Origin of the sequence: Massilia genomosp. 1 (assembly GCF_011682185.1) — a bacterium.
Lineage (GTDB): Bacteria > Pseudomonadota > Gammaproteobacteria > Burkholderiales > Burkholderiaceae_D > Telluria_A > Telluria_A rubra.
In genome coordinates this window covers 1-17,517 of the sequence record NZ_WHJF01000020.1, presented here as the reverse complement: position 1 = coordinate 17,517, position 17,517 = coordinate 1, and the positions used below count along the sequence as shown (strand labels likewise).

Genomic DNA, 17,517 nt, shown 5'->3' with positions numbered 1-17,517 from the left:
ATGGCGAACATCGAAAAGTATAGGCAAGGCATGGAATCGGCCAAGAAGATCGGTTCCGATTCCATGAGCTTCCTCGCGTCCGTTTTCGACAAGATCAAGTCTGCTGTCGGGGGTATGTGGGACTCCATCAAGTCCATGTTTTCGAACGTTGGCGGTCAGGCAAAGGGCGCCTTCAGCTCGCTGTCGGACTCGGCTTCGAGCGCCTTTGGGAAGGTGATCGGCATGCTGCCGGGGTTCAATAGCGCGCTGGACAAGACGAAGGACAAGATGGGCGAGACGGAGGAAAAATCCGACGGCCTGATGAAGAAGATCGGCATCGGCATCGTCGTGGCGCTTACTGCCGCTGCGGCCGCCATCACGGTGCTGGTGAAAAAAGGCCTCGATGCCGATGCCGCGCTGGCCAGCGTCGCAGTGTCGACAGGCGTCGCCGCGTCGCAAATTTCGCGCTTCGAGGCGACCGCCTTGAGGTCGGGCGTGAGCGCGCAGGAATTCGGCGGCTCGATGGGCAAGCTGCGCGAGAAAATGAAGGAGGCCGCAGCAAGCGACGGCAGCACCTTTTTCAGCAAGCTCGGCGTAGACATTGTCGATGCGAATAACGCCCTGTTGAAAACCGACGACGTGACGATTCAGGTTGCCAAAAAGATCGCCGACATGTCCAGCGAGGCCGAGAAGTACGCCGCCGCGTCCAAGGCCGGCTTCGAAGGCCAGGTCCAGGTGCTGGAAGACATCGCGCACGCCAGCGACCTGTCCGCCACCACCACGGATGAACAGGCCGCCGCCGTGGTGCGCCTGGGCAAAATCTGGCACGAGATCCTGCCAGGCGGAAAAGGCATGTGGGCGCAGATCAGCTCCTTTTTGACCAGCAGCCTCACGCCGGCAATGACGGAAACCTCGATCACGATCCTCAATTCGAAGAACACCATCGTTGGGGCCTTCAACGACATTTTTAACACGGGCTCGATGCTGCCGAAGTTTGGTGCTCAGATCAAGGAATGGGGACAATCGGCGTCGCAATGGTTTTCGTCGGTGGCCGAGTCGGCCACTTCTGCGACCGTCAAGATGATGCAGTTTGTCGCCAGCAAAACCGGCCTGGGTGATCCGAACGCGGTGCGCAAGCTGGCGGCGCCGGCTATTGTTCCTGGCGTCGTGCCGCTGACAAGTGCGACAAATACGCCTGTCACCAAGGATTCGGAGAAGGAGTACAACGCCCTCACCAAGGCGATCCAGCAAAAAATTGAAGTGCAGCGGATGGAAATCCGTACCGGCGGCACGCTCACGGAGGGCCAGCGCCTGCTTCTCAAAATGAACAACGAGTTGCGTGACGGCACTGTGACGATGACGGACGCGCAAAAGGCCCAGCGAACCGAGGTGCTGAACGCCTTGATCGTTCAGGAAAAGCTGAACAAACAGGCGCAAGAATCGCACGCCAAGGGAGAGGCGGCCGCCAGCAAAGAGGTGGCCAGCCTCACGACCCTGGTGGCCGCGATCAAGGCCAAGACCGCAGAGAACGAAACCGAACTGGCCACCGGCCTGGCCGCGACGGAAAACCAGAAATTCGCCATCAAACTGCACCTGGAGGAAGAACGGAGCAAGAAGAACTTGTCGGCCGCTGATCTCGCCCGGCTTGCAACCTTGAAGGCGGAAGCTGTCGCCCAGCTGGCCGCCAACAAGATCGCCGAGGATGCGGTCAAGGCACAGCAGGCCGAAAAGGACGTGGCAAAGTATATCGGTGAGAGCACGCTGGCGCGTCAAGAGTCGGCCGCCGCTCTGGCTGTCGAATACGAAATGGCCGGGAAGTCGGCCGACGCGCGCGAGATCGCTATGGTGGCCGTGAAGCAGCAAACCGCGCTCGAGAAGTTTCTGGCGCAAGAAAAGACGGCCGGCAAGATCATTACCGAGGAAGAGATCGAGCGACTGCAGGCGGAAGTGGTCGCGCGCACGGCGGTCGAGCAGGCCGCGATGGGCCAGGCGAAGGCACTCGGATACGCGCGCCAACTGGAAGATGAAAACAAGAAGTTCGCTGCCGAGTCGATTGACGACCCAGCTGCACGTGCAGCGGCGCTGCTCAAGATCGACACCGACATCTGGGCCGAGCGTATCCGCCTTGCTGGCGAAGGCACCGACGCGCAGCGCGTGCTGCAAACGCAATACGACACCTGGTACGTCAACCGTTCGAAGAACACGCTGACGGCAGCCGATGCCGCGCGCGCCAAAGATGCGCTCGACATTCTGACGGCGGTCGACGCGGCAACCCGCGATGCCGCAGCCGGCATGCAAGCCTCGTTCGGCGGCGTGGGCACCGCCATCGGTGGCCTGACGACGGCGCTTTCCGGCTACGCAGTCCAGCAGCAAGCGATCGCCGCGCAACTGGCGTCGGTGAAAGCCGATCCGACCAGCAGCCGCGAAAAGATCGCCAAGGCGGAAATTGCGGCCAGCCGGGCCAGCGCCCAGGCGCAGGTAAAGAGCTACGGCGACATGGCCGGCGCCGCGAAGGGATTCTTCAAGGAGAACTCGACGGGCTACAAGGTGATGGAGAAGACCGAGAAGGCTTTCCGTGCCTACGAAATGGCAATGGCCATCAAGAACATGCTGGCAAAGAGTGGGCTGCTGTCGGCCCTCACGAGCATGTTCGTTACGAGCAAGGCCACTGAAACGGCGGTCGATGCCACGTCGACCACGAGCTCGATCGGCAATTCGCTGCTGCGCGCTGGCGCGTCGATGACCGCTGGTGTCGCCAAGGCGTTCGAGCAGCTGGGCATTTGGGGCTTTGTGGGCGCCGCCGCGATCATCGCGTTCATGGGCGCGATGGGCGTCTTCGGCGGCACTGGCGGCGGCGGGCCTGCGCCTGGTACGTTTGAGGAACGCCAGAAGACCCAGGGCACAGGCACTGTGCTGGGCGACGACACGGCGAAGTCGGAATCGATTTCGAAGTCGCTGGAAATCATGGAACAGAATTCCTCGCGCGAGCTGGGCTATCAGAATTCGATGCTGGTTGCGCTGCGTAACATCGAGTCGTCCCTGGGCGGCGCCGCAAAAGGGATTTTTCAGACTGCCGGCCTGACCGGCGGCAGCGCTTTCGGTACGACCAACACTGCGACGAAATCCACCTTTGGCTCGGACAAAAGCACGACGATCACTGACACCGGTATTAAGTTCTCGGGAACGCTCGGTCAGCTGCGCGCCGGCGGCGGCAAGGGAACCCAGTACGAGGATGTGACGAAAACGAGTGATGGCGGGATGTTCCACGGCAATTCGTCCAGAAGCAACACGAACGTCAAGGCGCTGGCAGACTCGGCCATGAAGCCGTTCACGCTTATTTTCGACAACATGGGCGATCTGCTGGTCGGCGCCGGCGTGAAGTTGGGCGCGGACAGCGCTGGGCTGACGAAAGCCATCAACCAGATCGGCATCGACTTCGCGGTGAGCACGCGCGAGCTCAAGGGCCAGGACCTGGTCGATGCCTTGTCGGCCGGCGTGAGCGTCGCGTTCGACAAGGTGACCGCTGCGGTGTTTCCACAGATCGAAGGGTTTCAGAAAGTCGGCGAGGGCATGGGCGAAACCCTGGTGCGGGTCGCGGCGAACTATTCAGCCCTCGACCACGTCCTGGCGTCGATCGGCATGACCTTCGGTGCAACGGGCATGAGCAGCCTGCGCGCGCGTGAGGACTTAATCACCGCCGCCGGCGGCATGGACAAGTTCGCCGAGGTGGCCAGCGGCTTTGCCGAAAACTTTTTGACCGAAGCTGAACGTCTGGCGCCGGTGCAAAAGTTCGTCACGTCGGAGCTGGCTGCGATGGGGTTCGCCTCGGTCAAGACCCGCGACGACTTCAAGGCCGCCGTCCTCAGTTTCTCGAACGACGGCAAATTGCTCGATTCGACCCAGGCGGCCACTTACACCCGGCTCATCTCGCTGCAAGAGGCGTTTGCGTCAATCGTGCCAGCATTGGAAAATATTGGGAAAGTGGCAAAGACAGCAGCGGAAGCGGCGACCGAAAATCTGCGCCTGATGGACGAGTACGCTTCACTTACGCTGACGCCAGAAGCATTGCTCAAAAAGCAGCGCACGAAGGAGTTGGATGATGTCGATCCGAGCAATCGCTGGATGCTGGAGCAGGTCCACAAGGCGCAGGACAGCAAAACAGATGGCGACAAACTCGCGGCGGCCAACAAGGTGTTGCAGGATCAAATCGACACGTTCACGACGGACTCTACCAAAGTGCGTGCGCTGGCAATCGCGGGGATGAAGGAATCGACCGTTGCTCTGTACGACATCCTTACCACCCACAAGGCCAACGCCGCTATCGCGAGCGAGGCCAAGGCAGCGGCCGATGCGCTGAAATCGACGAACAAGGGTTGGCAGGACCAGATCGACACCTTGAGCAAGGTGACTATGACGCCCGACGAGTTGCGCGAGTTCGAGACCAAAGGCATGGAAAAGTCCACGATCGATCTGTACGACAAGCTCAAGGCTATGCAGGTGGCCCAAGCAGCGGACGCTGCGATCAAGCAGGCGAAGAAGGAGGCTGACGAGGCCAATGCGCGCGAGACGAAGAGAATCGCCGACGAGGCGCAGGCGGCTGCTGACAAGCTCCGGGCGGCGTGGCAGTCCGCGACCGATGCCATCTTCGACGAGATCAAACGTGTCCGTGGCGAGGCAGCAGGGACCGGTGCGTTGTCGCTTGCTGGCGCCCAGGCCGAGTTTGCGATGCGGACCGCGCAGGCCCGCGCCGGCAGCGAGGAAGCGGCAAAGATGCTGCCGGCGCTGTCGCAAAGGCTGCTGGAGCTGGCCGAGGCCAACGCAGCAACCGCTTTTGACTTGGCGCGAATCCGGGCGCGCACGTTGGGCAGCCTGACCGACACAGGCAATTCGCTTGTTGGCCAGCACGGCCTGACGTTGCCGAGCTTTGCCGTGGGCACCAACTACCTACCGAGTGACATGATCGCCCAGCTGCACGAGGGTGAGCGCATCGTGCCGAAGGCCGACAACCTGCGGCTTGAGCAGGCCTTGGCCGGCGACGGCGGCAATGCCGAGCTGGTGGCCGAGATGCGCGCATTGCGTGTCGAGGTGGCCAGCCTGCGGCAACCGCTCGACAAGACGGCGGCGAATACCAAGCGCGGGACCGACATCTTGGAAGTGGTCACCAGTGGTGGCGACGCAATGCGAATGGAGATGGCATGAGCACCGCTGATTTCCGAATGATCCGGCCCGTTGCGATTACCGATGCAATGCTGGTCAGCAGCTCGGTGCCGGAGGCGCTGGCGCAAGAGTATGCGCCTGGCACCGCGTACGCCCTGGGCGCCACGGTGGGCGTGACGACTGGCACCATGCAGCTCGTCTATCAAGGGCTGCAGGCGTCCAATACCGGGCACGCCCCGGCCAGTTCGCCGACTTGGTGGAAGCCGCTTGGCGCGGTCTATGCGTCGTACAGCGCGGCGGCCACGTACGCCCTGGGCGACATCGTGTCGAGCATTTCCGCCGGCGTGCATGACCTGTACGAGTCGCAGGCGGCTGGCAACACTGGCAACCCGCTCACCAATGACACGAAGTGGCTCAGGCGCAGTGCGACGAATCGATGGAATTTGTTCGACAAGGCTCTCAACAGCCAAACGGTGGCGCCGGGCTCGATCAGCATCGCGATCATCCCCGGCCTGGTGAACACGGTCACGCTGCTCAATGTCGAGGGCGCGCAGGCGACTGTTTCGCAGTCTGTGAGCGGCTACACGTCGACCAAGAGCCTGGTCCGGCATGACGTGCTTTCCTGGTACGACTTTTTTTACGAGGAGCCGATCCGGTCGGGGGATGTTGTTTTTGACGACATCCCACCGTACGGCGCTGCAACCCTGACGATCACCGTCGACAACGCCGGGCTGGACGCTGCAATCGGCGGCTGCTTCGTCGGCAAGTCCCGGACCATCGGCCTGACGCAATGGGGGCTGACGGGCGGGACGCTCAGCTATTCCACGCCGACCACGGACAAATATGGCAACACCACCGTCGTCAAGCGCGCCAATGCCAAGCGGCTCAACTTCGAGGTGCGAATTCCCCAGGGCTTTGAAGATGAAGCGTTCCGACTCCTCACCGAATACACCGACGTCGAAATGGTATTCATCGGGTGCTCGGATCGATCGATGACCATCACCTACGGCTACCTGGACCAGTGGCAAGTACCTGTATCACTTAACGGCGCAAACGCCCCGATTTCAATTAGAGGACTGACATGACAATAGCGCAAGTAATCACGCCGCTGCCGCCGGCGCCGAACCCGGCCGCCGACACGCCGGCCACGTTCAACGAGAAGGCCGCAGCGTTCGTCGCCGCGCAGCAGGTGATGGTGCCGCAGCTAAATACCTGGGCTACCCAGGCGAACGCGCTGGAAGCGAACGTCAATGCGAAGGAAATCGCCAGCAACGCCGACGCGATTGCCACCGCAGCGGACCGCGTGCAAACCGGCCTCGACCGCGTGCAGACCGGACTGGATCGAATCGCGGCAGCAAACAGTGCCGCAACCATCGGCGTGACGGCGGCATTCTCGGATGCGAATCCGATGGTAAAGAATGCTGCTGATAATACGAAGCAAGGCAAATTCAAGGCGGATCTGATTAGCCCTGGCACCATACGCGAATACCAAATGCCGAATAGAAGTGGCCCGCTCGCATTGCTCGACGATACAGCTATGGTATTGCTTGCGTCAGTTGTGCCAGTTGACAACGCGCTGACCGTCGATTTTCTAAATGTGTTCAGCTCGACTTATGACAACTACAAAATCATAATTCGCACTATGGAGGGGTCTTTGGCAGGCGGTGAGAATATCAACTTGCGGTTTGCGGTCGTTGGCGTTGTGGATGCAAACAGTAGATACAACTCAATACTCGTAACCCCAACCAATACATCACCTGCCGCTACAAACCTCGGTAGTTCTGGGTATGGTTTTGGTTATCTTCAAAATGCATCCATGAGTGGGGTAATCGAAATTTTCAATGCAAACGGGACCAACACTGCCAAAGCGTGGAAGGGTGAATCTCAAGTAAATTCGAGCGCGGGTGGGAACGTTTTCATTCAAACACTTGCCGGTTTTTATATTGGCTCCAGCGCCGTTAGTGGTTTCCGCTTGTTTGTAAGCGGGAGCGCCGCAAAGTTTCTGTCCAAAGGAAGTATTGAAGTCTACGGATTTAAAAAGGCGACATGATGGACGAATATATTGTTTGCGGCTGGGATAAGGACATCGGCGAGTTTTCCCGCCCGATGACCGACGAAGAAATCGCGCAGGTCCATGCGGACCGGGCCGCCGCCGCTGTGCCGGTGGTGCCGGTATCCGTGCCCATGCTGAACGCGCGCCTGGCGCTGATCGCCGCTGGCCACATGGCTGCCGTGAAGGCTTTCGTTGATGAGATGCCAGGCGCTGATGGCGACCAGGCGCGCACGTACCTTGAATACGCGCAGAACGTGCGGCGCGACCACTGGCTGGTCGAAGGTATCCGGCAAATGCTGAAGCTGACGCCGGCCGACATTGACGCCCTTTTCATCACCGCCGCGATCATCGACTGATCCCGCGCACTCCGCCACTCCACCACAGGCCACCTTCGGGTGGCCTTTTTATTGTCGCTCGCCGGCATCAACGCGCTAACCATCGGTCCGTCGCGCAAGGCCATTAAGAGAATCCAATGACGCAAACGATATCGACTGAAACACAAATTGCGTTGCTGACGGCCGGGCTGGCCGCAATGCAGCGCGAAGTTGACGAAAACAAGGAGGAGGCGGACGCCAAGCTCAATGCGGCCACGAAGCAGATTGCGGCGCTTGAAGATGAGCGCAACAAGGCGCTGAAGTGGGGCGTGATGACGCTGGGCAGCGCGGTTCTCGGGATGGCCTATTGGATCGTTGAAAAAATCGCGGGAGGGCACATCAAGTGAATGCGAAAAAGTGGTCGACCTCATTTTACTGGGTGCTCCGTATTTTCCTCTGCGTTGCCGCCGCGCTGATCCTGGTGGCGGCGCTCTATCCGCCGAAAGCCGTTCAAGGGCCGCCCGGCAAGACTGGCGCCCAAGGCATCGAAGGCCCGGCCGGCGCTGATGGCGTGGGCGAGAAGGGCGAAACCGGCGATCGTGGGCGCGCTGGCAGCGCCGGCGATGCTGGCAAGCGCGGCGCGGCCGGCAGCACAGGGAAGCAAGGCGAAACCGGCGCTACCGGTGCGAAGGGAAGCGGATTTTGGAGCGGAAAATGAAACTGATCGAAGACTGGCGTGCGGTGCTCGCCAAGGCCTGGAGCCTGAAATTCAACGCCACTGCGGGCCTGTTGGGCGCCGCCGAGGTGTACATCGCGCTGGTGCAGCCTGCCGGCATTCCCAATGGCGTATTCGCTGGCATCGCGGCTATGGTCTCGACGCTGGCATTTGGCGCGCGCTTGCTCGCGCAGAAGGAATTACATGGCACTGACAAATAAGCAGCGCGCCGGCTGGTGCGCAATCGCCGTCACGATGGTGGCCAGCTTCGAAGGCCTGCGCCAGAAAGCATACGCCGACCCGGTTGGCATTCCCACGATCTGCTTTGGCGAGACCAAGGGCGTGCGGCTGGGCCAGAGCGCGACGCTCGAGCAGTGCAAGGGCATGCTGGCCGCGTCGTTGCAGCTGGCGAACCACGCCGTGGACGACTGCATCCGGGCGCCGCTTCCCGATTACCGGCGCGCCGCGCTGGTCAGCTTCACCTACAACGTGGGCCGGGAAGCGATGTGCGGCTCGACTATGGCGCGCAAGCTGAACGCTGGCGACATCGAGGGCGGCTGCGACGAGATGCTGCGCTGGACGCTGGCGAAAGGTATCCGGCTGCCTGGATTGGTGAAGCGGCGCGCCGTCGAGCGCAACATGTGCTTGGGGGTGACGTGAGCGCCCTGGGCACGCTGGCCGCTGGCGTCACGGGCGGTATCTGGAAGATCATCGCCGTCGTGCTGCTGGCCGCCCTGCTGGTGGTGGGCGCGTGGACCGGTGGCAGCTGGTACTTGGCGGCGCGCGACCGTGACGCCGCCCGGGTGGAGCTGGCCGCCGAGCGCAGCGCGAACGCGGAACTGCGCGGCGCTATTCAAGCGCAGAACGCCGCAGTCGAGGCCGCCGGCAACGCCAAGCTGTTGGCCGAGGCGCGCGGCCAGGTCGCCCAGCAACAGGCCGCTGCAGCCGGACGGCGATTCGATGCCGCGCTGGCCAAGGTCGCCGGCGTGCGCGCCACCACGTGCGACGAGGCCATGCCGGCCGTGAACGTCATCCTGGAGTCCGTACGATGAGCCCGATTTACCGCATCCGGCGCTGGCCTGCTAGCGACGCTAAAACCGGCCGAAACCCGCATAGATACTCACTCTTGGCCGGCCACCTGTTGATCGGACTCGTGTTATTGCTCACTGCCTGCGTTGGCCCGGCGCGGGTGGTGCAAGAGGTCAAGGTGCCAGTCTACCGCCCGTGCGTCACTGGCGCGCCCGAGCGGCCGATGTTCGCCGTGCGCGGCCTGGCGCCGGATGCCAGCGACGGCGAGAAGGTGCTGGCCCTGGCGCGCGACCTGCCGCTACATCTCAAGTACGAGGCGCAGCTGGAAGCCGTGATAGCGGGGTGCTTGTGAGCGACGAGGCCGTTTCAGGTTGTCAAAAGGCCGTGACAACCTTATTGTCAAAATCCGAGTATTTGTCAACCAATTGGCGGCGCTTGTGACCGATACCGGAATTCCGGCATCGCCTGCTCGATATCGTGATGACGATATCGGTGCCGGGCCGCTGATCTTGGAGATGCACCGGATCGACGGCGCGCCTTGGTCCCCCATGCAGATGATCAGCGCCGACCTTCTGGCACACTACCGACGCTGCGAGGCCGAGCTGGTGGCGATCAAGACAGCAGGCGCTTATCGAGCTCGCTAAATTTGTCGCGCCAACACCGCCTTACCTAGCGCGACGGACGCGTGCTGCGACGCCTACGAGCAGTAAGCCTGCCACAATCATGGCATAAGATGATGGCTCTGGAACAGCTGCTGCGATCGACAGGGTCGTCTGCGGCGTCCAAGCATAGCGCGCCCCGCTGGGCGAGCCCAAGGCGTATTGCATGAACTCCGCACTCGTGCCGCTTTCGTACACCGTGGACCAGAAAACATAGCCCTCCGGATCGTTGCTATAGCGGCTTACTTTGAACTCGAGCTGACTATTCGGGGCGTAGCTGAAGGTATAGTCTGAACGACACGTCCCCCATGAGCAGCCGACATAGTCAAAACCGCCGACCTGAAGCAAGCTCAGTTCGGAAAACACTAGCTTGCCATCACCATTGCTGTCGGTGCCGCTGAACGTGCCCTTGATGTTAGCGGCGGGATTCCACTTCGTGGTTTCGCCGTCCCAGCTAATGGTGGCGACATCAAAGCCGGTATAGGCGAATGACCAAGTGCTTTGCTCGGCGTGCGCGCTGCAAAGTGGCGACAATAAGGCAGCAAGTGCAGCTAGTTTACGAATCATGATGTCTCCTTTGTGTTAGTGAGTAAAGCGCCGATGTTACAGTGTTCGACCTGCTTTTTTCCACATGAGTAGTTATTTGTTAAGCTTGTGGTCAATTCAATACGAATAGCGGGGGAGTGATCGCACCGCAGTCATGTGCTTGGACGACCCTGTTTGAGCGGCTTGCATGCCACTGACCTGCTGGCGCCGCCGCATGATCGTGGTGCGGTTTGTGTCGAAAATTGTCTAATTTATGCCCACTGGGTCATGGCTTATGCAAAGCCGGCGAGGGCGGGCAAGTTGAGTTAGATGGAGCACCGTAGGTACCGAAATCCGTCGATATGATCGTAATATATTTACAACAAAAAGATGACAATCAAATCATGGAAAAACCCACCACCCCAGAATGTTCCCGATCTGAATTCGGCCGTCGCCTGCGTACTGCGATTGCACACAAGTCGTATAGTCGGAGTCCCACAGCGATTGCCCAGGAATTCAATGCACGCTTCCCGCATTTGTCGGTTACGGGCCATGCAGTGCGGAAATGGCTCATGGGAGAGGCGATTCCCACGCAAGACAAGCTAGTTGCGCTGGCCGAATGGCTAGACGTTGACCCTGCTTGGCTTCGTTTCGGCGCCACATCTGTGCCATCAATTTCGGGCCCTACGCGAGAATTTTCCGATGGAATCGAGCGAGATATCGGCCTGCTGACTGACGACGAGCGCAAGGTGATCCGGGTTGCGATCAATGCAATATTTTCTACCCGGAAGCTGCGTGGAATTTTGCCGGCATGATGGCGGATGCAAGACCTTCGCTTAACTCAGTATCGACGCAATGTGTTCGCCAATCTTTTTCCATGCGTCCCGCTTTTCATCGGCATAGTCGTGGTGCAGGTAGTGCCTGCGCACCTTGCTTCCAGGTAGCACGTGGTTCTGGCACTGGTCGATGAGCTCGCTGGGCAGCCGAGCAGTGGAAAGGAGAGCTGATAAAATCACTTAGTGGGGTAGACAATTTTCCCCCTTCGCAAATAGTGGCGCTGTGTGGTTTTCACGCTATCGTGCCCCAGCAGGTCACTTGCCGCTTGTTCGCCGCGCTCGTCGGAGGTGTCGTCCGCAGCCTTGGCGCGCAGGTCGTAGAACCAAAACGCCAGAATATCAGCGGCGAGGGCAGGGGATGCATTGGCCGCAGCCTCGCGCGCTTGGCCGAAGTGGTTGCGCAGCACCGGCGCCGTCAGCCGCTTGCCGTGCGCGTTCACCAGCAGTGCGGCCGTGACGACATTGTGCGTGGCCTTGCGCGCCTCTATGCGCTTGACCAATTCCGCCAGCCGGCCGGTGATGACGATCCGAAGCGGCTGCTTCGTTTTCTCTTGGGTAACGCTCAGGTGCCCGTCGATGATGTCGTGCGACGTCATGCGCAGGGTGTCGGCGGGGCGCTGACCGGTCAGGTAAGCTAAGTCCATCGCGTCTTGCAGCGGGGCGCTGGCGCACGCGTACACAGCGCTGTAGACGGCATCCGTAATGTAGACGGCGCGCTTGTCAAGCGAATGCCCCTTGATACCCTCACACGGGTTTGGCAGGTCCGTATAGCCCCACCCCCGCGCCTGGTTCCACATCGTCGAGAAAACACGCTTGCAGCGGTTCGCAGTTGTGGGCTTGTCCGCGTGTCGATCAAGAAATTGCCTGATATGCATTGGCTTAATTGCTGTGAGTTGCATATCGCAAAATACTTCGTGCAAGTGTTTTACATCTGATTGGTACATCCTTGCTGAGCTAGCCGCGAGTTTTGGCAGAGAGTCGACCAGATATCGCTGTGCAACGTCCCTAAACATCGCTCCGGCCACGGGAGCGGCGGTCGCGTAGACCTGGGCGTATTTTTCTAGCGCCAGAAGCAGATCTCCACCTAATGCAATTTCCTTGCGCGGCTTGTCTCTGGTGTACATGTAGTAGTAGATTTTGCCGCTGCGCTGCACGCGAGGATGCATGAACGGCGGCATGTTCAGATTGCGTGTGTTTCGTCTACCACGTCTTTTCTTGGGGGCCAAGCATTCCGTACCGGGGGAATCGTCCTTGCGCCCTTCGACGGCAGCGATGGTGACGACTGGCTTCCCAACACCGTTCACCCAAAACGGGATGCGCATTGTGCGCAGCGCTTCGATCTGTTTGGCACTTGCTTTACGCCCGGTCAGATGCGCAATGTCGTCGGCATTCAGAAATGTGCTCACAATTTCTCCCCCCTGTTGGCCCCAGTGTTATGCCACTGAAACTATTGAATGCCGGCGCAGGCGCATAGCTTGAATGCCGCACATCGCTTTCTACTCCCTTTCAAGGAGTGAGGCGAGATGTAACCCGAGCCTCCCCCACGCATCGCGCTTCTCCGCCGCATAGTCGTGGTGCAGGTAGTGCCGGCGGACTTTGCTGCCGGGCAGGACGTGGTTCTGGCACCGATCGATGATGTCGAGCGAGACGCCCAGGCGCTGCATTAACGTGGCGCCAGTGCGGCGTAGGTCGTGCGGCGTCCACGCGCCTGTCTTGCCGGCGCCAAGCACCAGTGTGTTGTCGTGGCGTCGGTTCTTCATGGGCGCGCGTGGGCCGCCGTCCTTGGCTTTCTTGAACATCGATTGCCGATCCCCGACCTGTTTGCTAATCGACTTCGAGTCGACATGCCCTTCGTTATTCCGCGCGGGGAAGCACCAGTCCGCGTGGCCCGTGACTTGGCGCAGCTGGCGGAACTGGTCGAGCGCGAATGGGGAGAGATACACTGTCAGATCGGCGAGGTTGTCCTTGACGTTTTCCTTCGGGATGAACCACTCTGCCGCGTCCAGGTTGACGTGCTCCCACCTGGCCATGCTCATCTCGCCAACGCGGCACAAGGTCGACAGCATGATCCAGACTGCGCGCTGCGTCGTGGCGGCCACCGGCTGCGTGCCGTACCGCTTGTCCGGCGCCGCATCGTACTCGGCTTGCAGCTTGTCGAACACCGCCTGGAGCTCGCTGATCTCGGCGTCCGAAAGGATGCGATCGCGCTCATTGCTCATGTTGTAGTCGGGCGCGACGATCTTCTCGATCTCGATCAGCTCCATCGGATTCCCATCGATCAGCAGCTTGCGCCAGGGCTGCCGCTTCTCCGCCCAGGCGAACATCTGCGTCAGGCTGTTCCGGACCATCACGGCCGCTCGGTTGACGCCGCGTGCGACCATGGTGCGCAGCACGCCACGGAGGTCATGCTCCGTCAGATCCTTGATCGCGATGGCGCCTATCGCCGGCAGCACGTCTGCGCTAAACGACCGGCGCAGCTCGGCGTTGCCGTCCTTGCGGCGCACGCCGTCGAGCAGCCAGGCATCGAACATCTGCGCAACAGAGAGGTTCTCCGTCGTTTCCTTAGCTTGGGTGCTTACAAGTTGAGCCTCGGCCTCGGCCAGAATCTGCAACTCGCGCAATCTCTCTTCCTCCTGTTGGACCTGGATGTCCACTCCTTCCCGTGCTAAGGTCCGAATCCTAGCCGCCTCATTTCGCGCGTCCGCCAATGACATCGATGCGTCGTTGGTCGAGATGCCGTAGGGACGTGAAAGGCGCAACTCGCGCTGCTTGCCGGCGACCACGTACTGCACCACCCATACCTTGACCCCGTTCACCGCGATACGCAGTTGTAGACCGGTGTCCACGTTCTGCTTGTACGGTTTGTCTCTCGGCCGAAGTGCGGCCACCTGCTGTGCTGTCATTTTTCCCATGCGGAGTTCGTGCCTTAAATATGCCTTAAATATTCGTGGAACGTAGTGTACTTGGTTGGACGCTGTTGGAGTAAAAAGAAAGGCAAGTCCTTGATTTTTATAGAATTAATTGATCGCAACGGTTCCTGCTGGACTTTGTTGGAACTGGGAAAATTGACATGGGGTGCAAGGGGTCGAGTGTTCGAATCACTCCGTCCCGACCAATAAAATCAATGACTTAGGCCAGCCAGCGTGCTGGCCTTTTTCTTATCCGCAGAAATTACCCCTACATTTACCCCTACAGATTGTTTGGATGCGGATAGCCTGTTCCGGGGCTTACTGGACTACTGGCCTCTCGCTACGGATCATGCGGCCGACGCCTGGGGCGGGACCGAAGACTGTGGGGATTCACCCTTTAGGGGAGGTGGTGGCACGTCGCCGTTCTCATCTGGTTCGTCATCGTAGAAGCGCTCATCAGGGTCCAGCACCCAGAGCACCTTTGCCAGAGCTAGAGGTGCTGCCTTTGCAGCATTCGGTGGCGTGACGCGCCGGGTCCTGTACGACAATATGAAGACGGTTGTTCTTGAACGAGATGCGTATGGTGACGGCGAACACCGTTTCCACGCTGGCTTCCTGGACTATGCCAGGCATAGCGGCTTCGTCATCAAGCTGTGCCAGCCGTACCGGGCCAAGGCCAAGGGCAAGGTCGAACGCTTCAACGGCTGCCCGATATCGTTTTCGTCGACGTGACCGAGGACAGTACGCCGCCGGCGCTCAAGCCGATCCGCGTCGCGACGTTGCCGCCAATCCAGCGCAGCACGGTGGAGCAAGAGCATTTCGAAAACGTCCTGCGACTGCTGGATGGATGGGCCGCGTGGATCCGGACCGACGAGCCCATTGCCGAAGGCGCGCCACGTCAATGCCTGGGCGCCCCAGATGCCGGCATTCGCAGCTTCGAAGATCTGGAAATCGAGGTCAACAAGCGGCTCGTGCGCGAAGTGCATACGGCCGTCCGGGAGCTGCAGGTCATCGAGCGCGAGGCAGTGATGACCCACTACGGCCTCAAGACACGCGGCGTCTGGCGCGCCGACTTCAGCACGGTTTTCGATCAGGCCATTTACAGCTTGTTCGCGCTGCCCAAGGACCGCTGGTGAGCGACAATTATCTTGGCCGGTAGACGACAACTATCTTGGCCGGTTTGTCACCTGAAACCGGCCCGGTGCGGAAGCGAGGTTTACAGTTGTTTCGTTCAGCATGTGGCTGAGGGAGATGACGAGTGGCCGGCAAACGCATTGGAGATCACCAAAGGAAATTTGCAATCGCAGGGCGCGCGGCGTGGTCGACATTGTGTGGGATGACGGTGGAGCGCAGCCGATACCGCATGCAGCGTTGAGGGCTGCATGCAAAAAATGCCGTCAATGCCAGACCGCGCGTCTGCTTGACCGGGTCCGTCGAAAATTGGGCGATTGCGCCGAGTAAATTCAATCGACCCCGACTCCTGCGGTGGATGAGCGTAATATGGCTTACGCAAGCACTTGTTGAACAGAGGTCGTGCCGGGTCAAGCTATTCATCCACTACCTGTCCGAACCGACCAATTCACCGCAACCAAAAGGATGATGAAATGTCGATTAATCAACTTGTATACATAAGTCAGGCAGTACGTAAGATGTCTCCGGAAGATCTTGCCGCGATCCAAGAAACGGCAAAGAAAAACAACGGACCACTCGACGTCACCGGCAGTTTGTTTTACAACGGCGGTTGGTTCTTGCAAGTATTGGAAGGTCCGGCATCGACGCTCGATAAGCTCTATAAAAAAATCGAACTTGATCCCCGGCACAAGAATTCCCGGATACTTTACAACGAGCCAGCAAACTTCCGTACGTTTCCGCGCTGGAGCATGAATATGACCAACTTGAACGACAGGCAAGCCGACAAATACGATGAACTTGTTGAAGTCCTCGAAGCGGCTCAAACAAACCGCAGGATCGGATCGACATCCCCGGCAGTGGCGTTACTGAAAATTTTCAAAGATTAAACGACGCGGGCCTGGTTGAGGATGTGGAACAAGCGCTCGTGGCCGAAAGCGGACACTGCCACGAGATGGAGTGACCGTATAGTACAACCATGCATAGGGCACCTCGAATTACCTGCAAATTTCGCGCGACCACCGGTCGCGATGCCGGCAGTTGCGTTTTTTTGATGTCAGACCGAGCCGCTTCCCGCCCGTTTTAAGGGCGCTGAACCTCGTTTTGTGCAGTCCGGACGGACTGCGGGCGTCAGAACGCCTCGACCCTGGCCTCCTTCAAGTAGACCAGGCGCCGCAAATTGTAAGCGGCGACCTTCCAATTGAGCTGCAACGTGGTGCGCGCCAGTCCGATCGTGCGCCGGCCCGTGCCGCCCATCTCGGCCAGGCCGGCGAACACATGCTCGATGCGGGCGCGGGTCTTGGCGATGCCCGTATTGCGCCGCTTTTGGGTTTCCGAAATTGGCTTGTCCTTGCTTCCTTTGCGCTGGATATGCATGCGCCATCCCTGCTGTGTCAACCTGTCCTCGCGCGCGCCATCTACGTAACCCTGCTGTATGCGGTGACGGCGAGTTGCGTACGTCATCGCTCGTGCTGGCCCAAGGCATGAAGCAAGAGCACCGTGCCGCATTGCAGCTGATCCGCAAGTACGAGCCAGCGTTAGGCGAATTCGGAAGGGTCGCATTTGAAATGCAACCCTTTGAAACCAGCGCCGGCATGCAGCGTCGCGAGGTCGCAATGCTCAACGAATCTCAATCTACGCTGCTGATCGCGCTGATGCGCAACAGTAAGAAGGTGGTCGAGTTCAAGATCGCCTTGGTGAAAGCGTTCTACCGCATGCGCGATGCACTGGCGCGCGGTGAGCGCAACCTGTGGCAGCAGATGCAGGCGCTAATCTCCAAGGAAGTGGCATCTGAGGTCCGCGCCTCGTTCGGCTCGCACCTGATGCTGGACCGGAAGCGCGAACTGCCAAGCCTGCGCGATGAGCGCGGCATGCCGGAAGCAGCCATTCAACCCTTGCTGCTCAACTAATCTATCCGGATGCCTCGCCCGCCATGGCAGAGGCCACCAAGCCCGACAAGCACAAGGTTCGCGCCTACATGGACGAGCGCACGCACCCCGAGCAAGACGACCCGCCGCCCACGCCCGACGATATCCGCCGAGAGTTGGGCTGGGGGCTGATCCCACATACGACGACAAGGAAAACCGTAAGCGGTAGCTGAGCGGCGTTGTAGATCAGCCGTTAAATCTGTGCAGGTCCGAGCGTAGCGGATTGTCGGCGCAATGCTGTTTCCACAGTCGCGGTGTCAGCTGCTCGACCTTCGAGGCGGGATG

General features: G+C 60.0%; 20 protein-coding genes and 1 pseudogene. 17 read left to right on the top strand and 4 right to left on the bottom strand.

What is annotated here, in order from left to right; translation table 11 throughout:
* The 11 genes from F1735_RS09880 (at position 1) to F1735_RS09830 (ending at position 9,891) form a co-directional block, all read left to right on the top strand.
* Positions 1–5,178, top strand: coding sequence for a hypothetical protein (locus tag F1735_RS09880; RefSeq protein ID WP_167236777.1), 5,178 nt, complete (start codon positions 1–3; stop codon positions 5,176–5,178).
* Entirely contained in the window at positions 5,175–6,221 is a 1,047-nt protein-coding gene (locus F1735_RS09875) for a hypothetical protein (RefSeq protein WP_167236776.1), read from the top strand. The genes F1735_RS09880 and F1735_RS09875 overlap by 4 nt, the downstream gene beginning before the upstream one ends.
* Entirely contained in the window at positions 6,218–7,186 is a 969-nt protein-coding gene (locus F1735_RS09870) for a hypothetical protein (RefSeq protein WP_167236775.1), read from the top strand. The genes F1735_RS09875 and F1735_RS09870 overlap by 4 nt, the downstream gene beginning before the upstream one ends.
* The gene (locus F1735_RS09865; protein WP_167236774.1) at positions 7,186–7,545 is read left to right on the top strand and encodes a hypothetical protein; all 360 of its coding nucleotides are present in this window, start codon (positions 7,186–7,188) and stop codon (positions 7,543–7,545) included. Before F1735_RS09870 ends, F1735_RS09865 begins: the two co-directional genes overlap by 1 nt.
* A gap of 116 nt (positions 7,546–7,661) precedes the next feature.
* Positions 7,662–7,910 (top strand): hypothetical protein, encoded by a 249-nt coding sequence (locus tag F1735_RS09860; protein ID WP_167236773.1) that lies wholly within the window; start codon positions 7,662–7,664, stop codon positions 7,908–7,910.
* Entirely contained in the window at positions 7,907–8,221 is a 315-nt protein-coding gene (locus F1735_RS09855; protein WP_167236772.1) for a collagen-like triple helix repeat-containing protein, read from the top strand. The genes F1735_RS09860 and F1735_RS09855 overlap by 4 nt, the downstream gene beginning before the upstream one ends.
* Positions 8,218–8,439 carry a DUF7940 domain-containing protein gene (locus tag F1735_RS09850; RefSeq protein WP_167236771.1) on the top strand — a complete coding sequence of 74 codons (222 nt, stop codon included), beginning with the start codon at positions 8,218–8,220 and terminating at the stop codon, positions 8,437–8,439. The genes F1735_RS09855 and F1735_RS09850 overlap by 4 nt, the downstream gene beginning before the upstream one ends.
* Entirely contained in the window at positions 8,423–8,878 is a 456-nt protein-coding gene (locus F1735_RS09845) for a lysozyme (protein WP_167236770.1), read from the top strand. Before F1735_RS09850 ends, F1735_RS09845 begins: the two co-directional genes overlap by 17 nt.
* Entirely contained in the window at positions 8,875–9,270 is a 396-nt protein-coding gene (locus tag F1735_RS09840; RefSeq protein ID WP_167236769.1) for a hypothetical protein, read from the top strand. The genes F1735_RS09845 and F1735_RS09840 overlap by 4 nt, the downstream gene beginning before the upstream one ends.
* A gap of 101 nt (positions 9,271–9,371) precedes the next feature.
* Positions 9,372–9,599 carry a hypothetical protein gene (locus F1735_RS09835; RefSeq protein WP_167236768.1) on the top strand — a complete coding sequence of 76 codons (228 nt, stop codon included), beginning with the start codon at positions 9,372–9,374 and terminating at the stop codon, positions 9,597–9,599.
* Positions 9,600–9,618: 19 nt separating this feature from the next.
* Complete coding sequence (locus F1735_RS09830) at positions 9,619–9,891, top strand: hypothetical protein (protein ID WP_167236767.1); 273 nt, start codon at positions 9,619–9,621, stop codon at positions 9,889–9,891.
* Positions 9,892–9,912: 21 nt separating this feature from the next.
* Here the strand turns inward: F1735_RS09830 and F1735_RS09825 are convergent, their stop codons facing one another.
* On the bottom strand, positions 9,913–10,473 hold the full coding sequence (locus F1735_RS09825) for a PEP-CTERM sorting domain-containing protein (protein WP_167236766.1): 561 nt from the start codon (positions 10,471–10,473) through the stop codon (positions 9,913–9,915).
* 362 nt (positions 10,474–10,835) lie between these two features.
* On the opposite strand from F1735_RS09825, the gene F1735_RS09820 reads away from it, so the two are divergent.
* A complete protein-coding gene (locus F1735_RS09820) occupies positions 10,836–11,246 on the top strand; it encodes a hypothetical protein (RefSeq protein ID WP_167236765.1) in 411 nt (136 codons plus the stop codon).
* Positions 11,247–11,443: 197 nt separating this feature from the next.
* On the opposite strand, the gene F1735_RS09815 is transcribed toward F1735_RS09820, so the two are convergent.
* Positions 11,444–12,673 carry a tyrosine-type recombinase/integrase gene (locus tag F1735_RS09815; RefSeq protein WP_187364206.1) on the bottom strand — a complete coding sequence of 410 codons (1,230 nt, stop codon included), beginning with the start codon at positions 12,671–12,673 and terminating at the stop codon, positions 11,444–11,446.
* Between the two features lie 90 nt (positions 12,674–12,763).
* Positions 12,764–14,179, bottom strand: a complete 1,416-nt coding sequence (locus F1735_RS09805) for a tyrosine-type recombinase/integrase (protein ID WP_222852967.1) — start codon at positions 14,177–14,179, stop codon at positions 12,764–12,766.
* 498 nt (positions 14,180–14,677) lie between these two features.
* Between F1735_RS09805 and F1735_RS09800 the strand changes: the two are divergent.
* The 3 genes and pseudogenes from F1735_RS09800 to F1735_RS09790 form a co-directional block, all read left to right on the top strand.
* Positions 14,678–14,878 (top strand): annotated as a pseudogene (locus tag F1735_RS09800) (IS21 family transposase); the annotation flags it as partial.
* Between the two features lie 26 nt (positions 14,879–14,904).
* Positions 14,905–15,312: a hypothetical protein gene (locus F1735_RS09795; RefSeq protein WP_167236764.1), complete on the top strand. Its 408-nt coding sequence runs from the start codon at positions 14,905–14,907 to the stop codon at positions 15,310–15,312.
* A 468-nt stretch (positions 15,313–15,780) separates the two neighbouring features.
* A complete protein-coding gene (locus F1735_RS09790) occupies positions 15,781–16,194 on the top strand; it encodes a BLUF domain-containing protein (protein WP_167236763.1) in 414 nt (137 codons plus the stop codon).
* Between the two features lie 241 nt (positions 16,195–16,435).
* On the opposite strand, the gene F1735_RS09785 is transcribed toward F1735_RS09790, so the two are convergent.
* The gene (locus tag F1735_RS09785; RefSeq protein WP_167236762.1) at positions 16,436–16,768 is read right to left on the bottom strand and encodes a transposase; all 333 of its coding nucleotides are present in this window, start codon (positions 16,766–16,768) and stop codon (positions 16,436–16,438) included.
* On the opposite strand from F1735_RS09785, the gene F1735_RS09780 reads away from it, so the two are divergent.
* Together F1735_RS09780 and F1735_RS09775 are read left to right on the top strand one after the other, a co-directional pair.
* Complete coding sequence (locus tag F1735_RS09780) at positions 16,696–17,214, top strand: Rha family transcriptional regulator (RefSeq protein WP_373888492.1); 519 nt, start codon at positions 16,696–16,698, stop codon at positions 17,212–17,214. The two genes, F1735_RS09785 and F1735_RS09780, sit on opposite strands and share 73 nt — an antisense overlap.
* A gap of 23 nt (positions 17,215–17,237) precedes the next feature.
* Positions 17,238–17,405, top strand: a complete 168-nt coding sequence (locus tag F1735_RS09775; RefSeq protein ID WP_167236760.1) for a hypothetical protein — start codon at positions 17,238–17,240, stop codon at positions 17,403–17,405.
* Positions 17,406–17,517: the final 112 nt, after the last annotated feature.